The 10,115-nt window shown below is 51.2% G+C and carries 17 protein-coding genes; 12 read left to right on the top strand and 5 right to left on the bottom strand.

Annotated elements, in window-relative coordinates:
- From HX884_RS23615 to HX884_RS23595, 5 genes are all read right to left on the bottom strand, one after another.
- A partial coding sequence (locus HX884_RS23615) for a phage N-6-adenine-methyltransferase (RefSeq protein ID WP_178328880.1) occupies positions 1-817 on the bottom strand: 817 nt, incomplete at its 3' end.
- Positions 814-1,746 carry a conserved phage C-terminal domain-containing protein gene (locus HX884_RS23610; protein WP_016247394.1) on the bottom strand — a complete coding sequence of 311 codons (933 nt, stop codon included), beginning with the start codon at positions 1,744-1,746 and terminating at the stop codon, positions 814-816. The genes HX884_RS23615 and HX884_RS23610, both read right to left, overlap by 4 nt.
- A complete protein-coding gene (locus HX884_RS23605; protein ID WP_024191785.1) occupies positions 1,730-1,915 on the bottom strand; it encodes a DUF4222 domain-containing protein in 186 nt (61 codons plus the stop codon). The genes HX884_RS23610 and HX884_RS23605 overlap by 17 nt, the downstream gene beginning before the upstream one ends.
- A gap of 172 nt (positions 1,916-2,087) precedes the next feature.
- Positions 2,088-2,636, bottom strand: a complete 549-nt coding sequence (locus HX884_RS23600) for a YmfL family putative regulatory protein (RefSeq protein WP_016247395.1) — start codon at positions 2,634-2,636, stop codon at positions 2,088-2,090.
- Positions 2,637-2,658: 22 nt separating this feature from the next.
- Complete coding sequence (locus tag HX884_RS23595; RefSeq protein ID WP_016247396.1) at positions 2,659-2,874, bottom strand: Cro/CI family transcriptional regulator; 216 nt, start codon at positions 2,872-2,874, stop codon at positions 2,659-2,661.
- A 99-nt stretch (positions 2,875-2,973) separates the two neighbouring features.
- Here HX884_RS23595 and HX884_RS23590 point away from each other — a divergent pair, with 99 nt between their 5' ends.
- The 12 genes from HX884_RS23590 (at position 2,974) to HX884_RS23535 (ending at position 10,027) form a co-directional block, all read left to right on the top strand.
- Complete coding sequence (locus tag HX884_RS23590; protein ID WP_001515607.1) at positions 2,974-3,600, top strand: LexA family transcriptional regulator; 627 nt, start codon at positions 2,974-2,976, stop codon at positions 3,598-3,600.
- Positions 3,601-4,565: 965 nt separating this feature from the next.
- Positions 4,566-4,937 (top strand): hypothetical protein, encoded by a 372-nt coding sequence (locus HX884_RS23585; protein ID WP_178328879.1) that lies wholly within the window; start codon positions 4,566-4,568, stop codon positions 4,935-4,937.
- A 53-nt stretch (positions 4,938-4,990) separates the two neighbouring features.
- On the top strand, positions 4,991-5,821 hold the full coding sequence (locus HX884_RS23580; protein WP_047352165.1) for a YfdQ family protein: 831 nt from the start codon (positions 4,991-4,993) through the stop codon (positions 5,819-5,821).
- A gap of 135 nt (positions 5,822-5,956) precedes the next feature.
- Positions 5,957-6,496: a hypothetical protein gene (locus HX884_RS23575; protein ID WP_063929862.1), complete on the top strand. Its 540-nt coding sequence runs from the start codon at positions 5,957-5,959 to the stop codon at positions 6,494-6,496.
- On the top strand, positions 6,484-6,681 hold the full coding sequence (locus tag HX884_RS23570) for a hypothetical protein (protein WP_016247400.1): 198 nt from the start codon (positions 6,484-6,486) through the stop codon (positions 6,679-6,681). The genes HX884_RS23575 and HX884_RS23570 overlap by 13 nt, the downstream gene beginning before the upstream one ends.
- The gene (locus HX884_RS27365; RefSeq protein ID WP_237766370.1) at positions 6,678-7,172 is read left to right on the top strand and encodes a hypothetical protein; all 495 of its coding nucleotides are present in this window, start codon (positions 6,678-6,680) and stop codon (positions 7,170-7,172) included. Before HX884_RS23570 ends, HX884_RS27365 begins: the two co-directional genes overlap by 4 nt.
- On the top strand, positions 7,169-7,495 hold the full coding sequence (locus tag HX884_RS23560) for an ead/Ea22-like family protein (protein ID WP_074168468.1): 327 nt from the start codon (positions 7,169-7,171) through the stop codon (positions 7,493-7,495). Before HX884_RS27365 ends, HX884_RS23560 begins: the two co-directional genes overlap by 4 nt.
- Positions 7,496-7,766: 271 nt before the next feature.
- The gene (locus tag HX884_RS23555; RefSeq protein ID WP_063929863.1) at positions 7,767-8,417 is read left to right on the top strand and encodes a DUF551 domain-containing protein; all 651 of its coding nucleotides are present in this window, start codon (positions 7,767-7,769) and stop codon (positions 8,415-8,417) included.
- The gene (locus HX884_RS23550; RefSeq protein WP_063929864.1) at positions 8,417-8,932 is read left to right on the top strand and encodes a hypothetical protein; all 516 of its coding nucleotides are present in this window, start codon (positions 8,417-8,419) and stop codon (positions 8,930-8,932) included. The genes HX884_RS23555 and HX884_RS23550 overlap by 1 nt, the downstream gene beginning before the upstream one ends.
- A 66-nt stretch (positions 8,933-8,998) precedes the next feature.
- Positions 8,999-9,220, top strand: coding sequence for a hypothetical protein (locus HX884_RS23545; protein ID WP_063929865.1), 222 nt, complete (start codon positions 8,999-9,001; stop codon positions 9,218-9,220).
- Positions 9,201-9,773, top strand: a complete 573-nt coding sequence (locus HX884_RS23540) for a 3'-5' exonuclease (RefSeq protein WP_063929866.1) — start codon at positions 9,201-9,203, stop codon at positions 9,771-9,773. The genes HX884_RS23545 and HX884_RS23540 overlap by 20 nt, the downstream gene beginning before the upstream one ends.
- A gap of 44 nt (positions 9,774-9,817) precedes the next feature.
- Positions 9,818-10,027 (top strand): hypothetical protein, encoded by a 210-nt coding sequence (locus HX884_RS23535; protein ID WP_001515618.1) that lies wholly within the window; start codon positions 9,818-9,820, stop codon positions 10,025-10,027.
- The last annotated feature ends 88 nt before the right edge of the window (positions 10,028-10,115 follow it).

Here is a 10,115-nt window from a genome sequence, read left to right as displayed (position 1 = left end):
AGGTATGACCAAACTTTGACTCGCTGAAGGTGTACTCATCTTTCTCGCCGAACGCCGCGACAACACAGGCCCAAGCTTCTACACCACTGGTTTCCAGAATGGCTTTTTGGGTTAATGGCAGTTCTGCCTCTGATTTCTCCGGCACTACCTCAGCGTCCAGCTCCGGCGCCGCATCAGTTTGCGTTCTTCCCACGGCAAACTGGGCCAGCGACATCGAAGCACGGCCTTTGGCCTCCAGGTCGGTGCGGTTGATGTAACTGAAACGTTCACCCCGCCATGTTTTGTCGAAGACCACGATAGCGCCAGCAAAAAATGCGCTGGTTGGCTGCTGCTTTTCGTCTTTCGGCACGAACCATGTAGGAAGATCGAAACCAATTCGGCCACGGATGAATGTGACGTGATCTGCTTCTTCCGGCCACCACGTCTCACTCGTCGCAGACTTAATGAGAAAAACGTACCGCCCCCCCTTTTCTCGCATTGCCATAGCGTGGTTAATGATGTGGGTCATTCCGGTAATGGCCTGCTTGTCGTGATACTGAGAGCGGCTGTAAGGCGGGTTGCCAAACCCGGCACCACCGAGTTCTGCCAGACGCTCAGACCAATCCTGTGTCAGGGCATTATCTTCAGCCGTGTACCATGCTGGGCACTTCGCGTTGCTGTCGTCGGCAAAAAGGTCCAACACCAGAGGGCCGAACATCGCATTGATACCCCAAAACAACAGATCCGGAGTGCGCCATTGATCGCCGACCTCTTTCAACTCGTGGGCTGGTCTTGAACGCAGTTCAACCAGCGCACGGCAGTATTTGCTTTCAATCATCCTCTGAACCCCTCTGGAATTTTGGTATCTACCGGGCCGAACTTCATCGGGTCATGTTTCTTCTCGCCCCAGCTTTCACGCGGGGGACGGCCTTTTTTATCCCAGCGGATCCCGCTTTGCAGATAACCCTCAAATTTTTTCGGCCCAAAGAGAGTTTCAGGCCGCATGTACTGATACTGCGCATCGTTGCCGTTCCAGTGTTCATGCTTGAGGTCAATCACCAGCGTCAAGTCGCTGACGGTATAACCTTCACGCAGACGCGCACGTATGTTTTCCAAAGAGGTTTTAGATTTCTGGTACCGGGAGCCGCTAACCTGGTTCAAATGAGTTAAAACCAGGATGGCGTTATCAGTGATCAACACTTCAGGGTCTGGTTGCGGCGCAACCGGACAAGAGGGGTTAATGATCTGTTTGTGATGATCTGAGTAATGATCTGTATAGAGAATAGGTTCCGCGACTTCGCGGTTAGGGTTCTGCGGTTCTGCGTTTTCGGTTCCGTGATTTTGCGGAATAGGTTCCGCGACTTCGCATTTCCCGTTCCGCGATTCTGCGGAATCCAGTGTTACAGGGAATAAAACGTTAATTAGCGCTTCGCCGTTAATGCGGTAATGCGTTTTTTTTGTACCATTTACCTGGCGCTGGGTCTTTTGAACTACGTCAGGAAGCCAACGAGTGCAAATCTTGTTTACCAGGCGCTGTACCTGATCTTCACTTACCCCTCGAATCTCAGCGGCAAGCTCACTGTGTTCTTTGTAGAACCAGCCATCATTCAAGTCGGATTTACCCGACCAGAACACAAGTTGGTTTAGAACAGCACCTAAGGCATGCGCCTGCTGGTCACCTGAGAAAAAATCGAGGTAAGGCACCGGAATGGTGATGCAGTTCCGTTGTCCCGATAGCGATTGAACGATTTCAAATATCTGGCTCATGTTCGTTCGTTATCTCCCTGAATTTCTGCCTGAATAACTCAAGCGGGCTGAAGCATTCGTGCTCATACCCTGCTCGCAGGTAGATAACACGCCGCGTTTCAGGCTCCCACCGGATAACCCGAACGGGGATACCTCTGTGGTCTTTGAACCTTCGGTTAACTTCGCGCATAAGCGTTTCGCCTTCCTGTAGTAAACCCCCACAATTGCGACCGCCCGACTGTGGTTACATGGCACCCAGCGGTTTGCTATTCTGCGTTCATACCGAAACAACGGAGCGCCCGGTACCGGGATCATCCTGAGTTGCGGTAAACGGTTAAAAGCCGTTAAACTGGTCATGCGGATTACTTCTCCATACAAGATTTGTCTGCCACGACGCCCGGAGCTGCACACTCGCGGGCGTCACCTTTTTCCGGCGCACAAAACACACGGAAAAGCAGCGTCAAATGTTCCTGCCACTTAGCCATCACCTGATAGCTGTTCTCTTCGATCTGGGCGCGTTCCTGAGCATCAATAACGCCGTCAGCGGTAGCTTTACGAACGTATTGCGAATGCCTGCCGATCCACTCAACTGACTCCATGAGACGCTGGTTGATATCGCCGTTCTCAATATCTTCAACATCAGCCAATGGCACAAACACACCGTTCGAGTGACGTGCAATAGCATTCGCTATGTGGTTTGAACCACCAGCACGCTGAAGCACCATCGCCCAACCGAGCGGGAAGATCTGATCACCATCGGTACGCAGCCGGTTAAACAGCGCGTTCTCGGTCACACCCAACCACTCAGCAGCTTCGGAATACCCGCCAGGAAGCTCGGTGATCGTTTTTTTGATTGCGGCCACCAGCCAGGCTGGCTGCTTATCTACTTTCCATTCAGGTTCTATACCCACGGCTAGGTCCTCCCTTCTGTGGTTATTTCTGATCGTTAGGCGCTGTATTCTTGCCATAACGTTCTGGGTTGAATTCCAGTTCACCAGCAGTTCGATACGCAGCTTCAGCAGCTCGTCCTTTAGGGATTAAGCGTCCGGGGCGATTACGCCACTGGTAAACGGCCTCACTGGTGATGCCAAAAAATTCGGCAACTTTCTCAGTGCTGCCGAAATGTTGTTCAATCTCGTCGGTTGTCATGAAGCCTCCTTAGCTAAGTTTGGTTAGATATTAATAACCAATCTAACTTTGGTCAATAAAAACTAAGATTACTTAGTCTTTTTTAAATTTGGTGCTTTCATGGAAACGGTTGGTCAGCGCATTAAAGCCCTACGCAGGGTTACAAAAACCTCTCAAAAAGAACTGGGTAAGTTCTGCGGAGTGAGTGACGTAGCAGTGGGTTATTGGGAAAAGGATGTGAATATCCCAAACGGAGAATCGCTGGTTAAGCTGGCTAAATTCTTCAATACATCAATAGATTACATTCTTTACGGCACTGAATTTGAAGGGACCCTCATAACTAAAATGAGGCGTGTGCCCGTGATTTCTTGGGTTCAAGCTGGGCAGTTTACGGAATGTAAGGCCGCTGATTTATTCAGTGATGTCGATAAATGGGTTGAAACCTCACTACGCATTGGGGATAGCTCGTTCGCTTTAGAGGTCAAAGGGGATTCAATGACCAATCCAAATGGCCTCCCAACAATTCCTGAAGGGGCAACCGTTATTGTCGATCCAGATGCCGAACCCCTTCATGGCAAGATTGTTGTTGCGCGTATTGATGGTACTAACGAAGCGACTGTTAAAAAACTGGTCATTGATGGCCCACAAAAATTTTTAGTCCCACTAAATCCTCGCTACCCCAACATCCCGATCAATGGTAACTGCCTCATTATTGGAGTAGTTAAAGGCGTTCAGTACGAACTCTAATCCCCTTCCGCTCTTCCTCTAAGCATCAAGCTAAGTTTAGTTTGATGTTTTCGCTTGACCAATAAACTAAGTTAAGTTAGATTTTTTTCTGTCGACACCAAACCACCGCGCCTGATGTGGTTAAAAGCAGGCCAAAGCAATATGAAGTGATCCCTGTTCTGGCTGTTCACTTTCCCCTGAGGGTGACAGCCAGCTTTTTAAGGGCACAACGTGAAAGCGCACTCCATCAACTATCGGTTGTGGATGACAGGTAAGTAAACAGGCGGAGTGCGCTTCCAGTTGTGATGAATTGCAGCCCTTTGAGGCAACCAGAAGATAAGCACCTGGCGTCACAGCACTATTGAACATGGCGAAAGCCGAAAGACTTGAAGGCGGTTTTCTCAGGTTGCGCGCTAAAGAATAGCGGGGAGAACCTGGGGCGGAGAGCAAACCCCGCGATGCAGGACTTGAAATACCTCACAGACCAATAAGCCGTCTGGCAGCGTAACTGCCCTTTACATCAGCCCCGGCGAGGTGGCGCCGACGGACCGGGGCTGATGAATCGCAACACAACATGAAAGCGCATTCCTCTTTTCACTGATGGGGATCGGTTTGTTACCTGGCGGAGTGCGCTTCCAGTTGTGGTAATGCGGCTCTGCGCACGTGACGAGGCCAATAAGTTTATTTCAACTTTGAAATGAATACGTTTCTTAAGGTGTAGCGTCGTCGGTTCTGGCCGGTCCGGCAGGTGGAGGCACCACCGCCACAACAACATCATTGCTGTGTGTAGTCTTTGCCCATCACATCGGTGGGCACCTTTTTTACACAAGAGACAAGGGCATCACCGGGCGACGGGCTCATTCCCCAATCCACCCGGGCGCTATGGAAATGGACCTCCTACCCATAGCCGAAGCGCAGGTGCCCTTTTCTGTTGTGTATGGAGAAGTTCCACTGGCGGTGGCAGCCGCCTCACAGAGGGTTAAACCATGAGTAATGACCGCATGACCGTAGTGCCCGATTTCCTGGGCGAACTGGATGCCGGCGTGTTCATGAACAAGATCGCGGCAGCTTTAAACACTACCGCGCTTGGCGTTCTGAACAACGGTACCAAAGGCAAAGTAGTCCTCACCTTTGATATTGAGCGTATGGGTAACTCCGTCGAAGAGAAGCGCTTCAAGATCAAGCACAAGCTGAACTACGTCACCCCCACCCCGCGCGGTAAAGCCTCCGAAGAAGACACCACCGAAACACCAATGTGGGTTAACAAAGGCGGCAAGCTGACCATCCTGCAGGAAGATCAGGGGCAGCTGTTCGGGATCAACGGCGGCGTTGACGGAAAGCTTAAAGCGGCACAGTGATCCGCAGCAGACAAATCACTGACATCCCTTTGACCACATATTAAGGAAATTTTATGTCCCAGATTTTAGACGGCAATGCCCTGCAGCAGGTGAAAGACCTTGTTCTTTCCGGTTATCACCTTACTGCAGTTAAAGAAACAGCATGCCCTACTGCCCTGCTCCCTGATGGCGTAAACGTAGAGAGCCTTGAGCGTTTCGATCTGGAGCGTTTTCGTTTCCGCGGTGCCATGACCACAACCAGCATTCCTGACTTTGTTCGTTATGCAGCTGGCTATGCCAACGAAGCTGAACCGGCGCGATGCTTTATCGATGCTGATAACATGACCGCACGCTCCGTGTTCAATATCGGTACTCTGGCTAACCCTGGCCATGCTGATAACGTCGCATCTATCACCCTCAAAAAGACAGCGCCATTCCGAGCCCTACTTCAGGTAAATGGCGATCGACTGGGCCAGAAGGAAATTGCTGAATGGCTGGAGGACTGGGCCGACTTCCTGAGCGCATTTGATGCCGACGGGAATGTGTTGTCCATCGCGCAGGCAGCTGGTGCCGTTCGTCGCGTCAATATCAAACAAGTCTCGGAAGCAGCTCATGAAGACGAAGATTTTGGCGGCAGAAAGTCCCTGATGCAGAGCGTTGAAGCCAGCAGTAAAGACGTGATGCCTGTCGCCTTCGAGTTCAAATGCGTGCCATATGAAGGCCTGGGAGAACGCCGCTTTAGCCTGCGTAACAGCCTGCTTAAAAGCGGGGAACCGGTGTTTGTACTCCGCATCGTTCAACTGGAAGCCCAGGAAGAAGCTATCGCCAACGAGTTCCGTGACCTGCTGATCGAGAAGTTCACCGACAAGCCGGTTGAAACCTTTATCGGTAACTTTAAAGCGTAATTTCTCTGCATTAAATCCCCGGCGCCGCGGGGATTTATTGAAGCGTAATTCCCTTTATTAATCGCCAATGGCGAGGGATTCGTACAACCAAAAAATGGCGCAGGTGCAGCTGCCAAATATGGAGAAGAAAATACGATGAGTTATATCCAGACACTTTCAGGTAAGAAATTCGATTACCTCAATTCAACCACTGACGACGTAGAGATCGAGGATATTGCGACCGCACTTTCCCAAATCTGCCGCTTCAGTGGTCATCTGCCGGAATTTTACAGCGTGGCCCAGCACTCGGTACTGTGCAGCCAAATTGTGCCGCCAGAGTTTGCCTTTGAAGCCCTGATGCATGACGCAGCTGAAGCCTATTGCCAGGACATCCCTGCCCCACTGAAAGCATTGCTTCCAGATTACCGTCGCATTGAAGAGCGGGTAGAACAGCTGATCCGGGCCAAATTCAGCATCACCCCTGATATGTCAGCGGTAGTGAAATACGCCGATCTGGTGATGCTTGCCACGGAACGCCGCGATCTGGATATCGACGACGGCTCACTCTGGCCTTGCCTCGAAGGTATTCCGGCCAGCGACATTATCCAGATCGTTCCTCTTCGCCCAGGCCAGGCATATGGCTTGTTCATTAACCGTTTCAATGAGCTTACGGAATTACGCGCATGCCTCGCATGAAGATAAAAGAACTGGTAGCCGCAGCCCATGCTGCGGCGGGGAAACTGCCACCAGCAGAAGCCTCTCTGATGCGTGAGGTAGCCACTCGCCTGGACGTTACATTTGCCGCCTTGACGGAATCGATGGACCAGCGAATGAGCCTTGACGCCGAAATTAACCATCTTCGTCAGGAGTCCGTCCAATGACCACCAACAAATACGCGACTCTGCGCGGCACAATCGCCAGAGCTAAACGCAACGACTGCCAGAAGGTAGTGATGCGTGTGACGTTAGTTGAAGAACTCCTCCTTCAACTGTCAAACGCTGAGAAGCAGATTGCTGAATTAGCTACCGAGAATGCATGGCTGAAGCAGTTCCCTGACCAAATCGTTGGCTTCATCGGAAAGCTGGGCTCAAGCGAAATTGGTAGCGAAACGAAAGAAAAAATTGAGGCCGCAGCGAAGAAAATCAAAACCCCAGCCACCGACGCTTTCCTGGCTGAAGTACGGGCGCAGGGGGTGGATGCTGCTATAGAAGCTGCAAAAAATCTGGTGGCCCAAGAATATGAGTGTAAGGATTTCAAAGCGGCGCAGAGTGATTGCTGTATGCACCCTGGTTCAGACCTGGTAGGGAAGGTTGAAATGACTGAGTGGTTAGTTGACTTTGCTGCCCAGCTTCGCAAAGGAGGCAGCCAGTGAGCAAGATTGACTATCAGGCACTGCGTGAGGCGGCGCAGAAAGCAAAAGAGTTGGGAAACATTTCACGCTATACCAAAGCGACGATAGCCCGGCTGGAATTCAAAGAGGCGGACACGCCGGATGCTGTGCTGGCGCTGTTGGATGAGCTGGAAGCCGCAGAGAAGCGAATCGCTGAACTGGAAGCGAAGCTCGATAGCGCAGATAAATTGCAAGATAGCGCATTTCGTCATGGTCTTCAGAATGGCTTCAGTTTTGGTCAAACGGATAATCAGGCTGGATTTGAAGAGTGCTTATCTGCCTATGGCACCGGTAAAGGAGAGTGAATGTGAAAAATTATCTCAGCAATTTAGCCAGCATGCTTCAGGGGATTGCAGGTGTCATTTCAGACGGCGAGCGGGTGCAGAAAGAGTGCCCTGCGCACTTAAAGTCAGCACTACTCGAGGCTTCTCACGCGCTAGATGGTCAATCGGTCAGGGTCAATTATCCGCCTAATGGAAAGCCTGAAATTGTTAATGCCCGCGGACACCATCGACCGCTTACCTTCCGGGAACGAGTCGCAATCCGCTTACTTGGTGGCAGGACGGAGATTCGCCCATGAGCACTATTACCAGAGAACTGGCAAAGCTGTTCAGAAAAATTACGAATTCTGAAATTGATGCGGATGGTAACGCTCATGTTGTTTTATCTCCTGCTGATAGCCTCCTGATTAATAATGCGCGTATCGCGCTGGCATCGCTCGAAGCGGAGCCTGTGGGTGAGGTTTCCGAGCAGCGTGATGGACTGGTTATGGACGGCACGGTAGACCTCGGTGGAGCATCAACTCACCGAATTATTAAGGGAGCTAGCAAGATGAAACGGTTGCCGCTTGGCACGAAGTTTTACACCGCCCCGCCAGCGCCGGTATCTGTACCTGATGCGATGGAAATGGATGATGACTTTGACAGCGCGTTTGAACACGGAAAAGCTGTCGGATGGAACGCCTGCCGCGCCGCCATTCTTCAGGGTGCTGAGCCTGTACAGGGGTGGATTCCGTGCAGTGATCGGATGCCGACTAAGAATGATAGGGTGCTTATTTTCATAAATTTCAATTCTGATACTGTTCCACCAAGCATCCACGATGCCCAGTTTACCGGCTCAACATTCAGGCGAGGTAATGCGACCGTGAATGTGTTCCCGCTTGAGGATGGTTATGGAGTGACCCACTGGATGCCTCTGCCAGCAGCACCGCAGCAGGAGGTGAAGTGATGGCCTTAACTCACAGTGAGCTCTGCGTGCTGGCTTGCAAATTCCTCCAGAACAACGGATTCAAAGTAGCGTTTCATGATCGCTTTGTTGCTGCCGTGTCTACGGGTGAGCAGCCAGATGCGCTGGGGTTCAGGAATCTGGCCTCATGCCTGATAGAGGTGAAATGCTCCCGCGCTGACTTCCTGGCTGACCGCAAGAAACCATTTCGCAGAATGCCGAGCGAAGGGATGGGTGACTGGCGCTTCTTTATGGCTGAGCCTGGGTTTATTGAGGTGCATGAACTTCCTACCGGATGGGGCTTGCTCCATGTAAAAAATGGCCGTGTCTATAAAGTTCACGGATGGCCAGGCAATGCTATGTGGTGCAATAAATCATCCAAGCCTTTCGCCGCCAATAAGCAGGCAGAATGCGATTACATGTACAGCGCTCTTCGCCGCATGCAGGTGCGTGGCCATCTTGATCAGGTATATGACGGTCTTCCAAGCTTCCCTCCTCCGGAGGTGGCCAATGCCTAACCCATTCGACGCAGTTATGTTCGTGCTGCTGGTCATCAGCGCACTTCAGGGGATGGGGTGGCTGCCATGGTGAGCAAACTCAAACAGCGGCGCCTGCGCCGCCTTAAGGCCGACCTGGCCTGGTGGCGAGAAGAGGCAGAGGATTGCCGCTCCCGCCTGCTGGAGCTGGCAGGGGAAATCGATAGAGTACGAGCCCAAATAGTCAGAGTACCAATGCCGGTGGTTGTCCCCTCGGCTTTAATCGCAGAATTAGCAATGGAGAAAGCAGTTGAACGACTTAATGATTGACCTCGAATCAATGGGGAAAAAGCCAAACGCGCCGATCGTCTCAATTGGTGCCGTCTTTTTTAACCCCCAAACAGGTGAACTTGGCCAAGAATTTTACACGGCCGTCTCGCTTGAAAGCGCAATGGCTCAAGGCGCGGTACCGGATGGAGATACAATTCTTTGGTGGCTAAAACAAATCCCTGAAGCGCGCTCAGCTATTTGCGTTGATGATGCGATGCCTATCACTGATGCACTGTCGGAACTTAGCCATTTCATTCACCGGCATGCATATAATCTCAAATACATGAAGGTCTGGGGTAACGGGGCCACCTTTGACAATGTGATTCTGCGCGGAGCTTACGAACGCGCCGGACGCATTTGCCCGTGGGAATTTTGGAACGATCATGATGTACGCACGATTGTTACCCTCGGTCGCAGTGTTGGTTTCGATCCGAAGCGTGACATGCCATTCATTGGCGATGTTCACAACGCCCTGGCTGATGCGCGCCATCAGGCAAAATATGTGTCAGCAATTTGGCAGAAAATTATCCCTGCCACCAGCACCAACGAGTAAACCACTCAGCCCGGGTGCAGCCGGGCTTTATGGAGAAGGAAACCATGGCAAAGCTAATGAAAGCGAGTCTCTGGAGTAAGCGCGAATTTACCAAAGACTCCATTCCTGACAACCGTACAATTAAACGTTGGGTCGAAAACGGATTACTCATGGGAAGGATTGTAGATGGTTCAGTTTTTGTCTATGAAACCGAAAAGTGGGGAGTTGACTCAATTGTTAATCAGGCGGTACGTCAGTTAATAATTGAGGGTTGACCATGGCAGCAAGGCCACGAAAAAAAGAATACCGCTGTAGATTCAATTGGTCAACGCAACAACCATGTGAAAACATGTGGTTGCGGAG

The organism is Enterobacter sp. SECR19-1250 (assembly GCF_013391025.1).
In the GTDB taxonomy this organism is placed as follows: domain Bacteria; phylum Pseudomonadota; class Gammaproteobacteria; order Enterobacterales; family Enterobacteriaceae; genus Enterobacter; species Enterobacter cloacae.
Note: the sequence above shows the minus strand (reverse complement) of the source record. Positions and strands in the feature narration are given on the sequence as shown.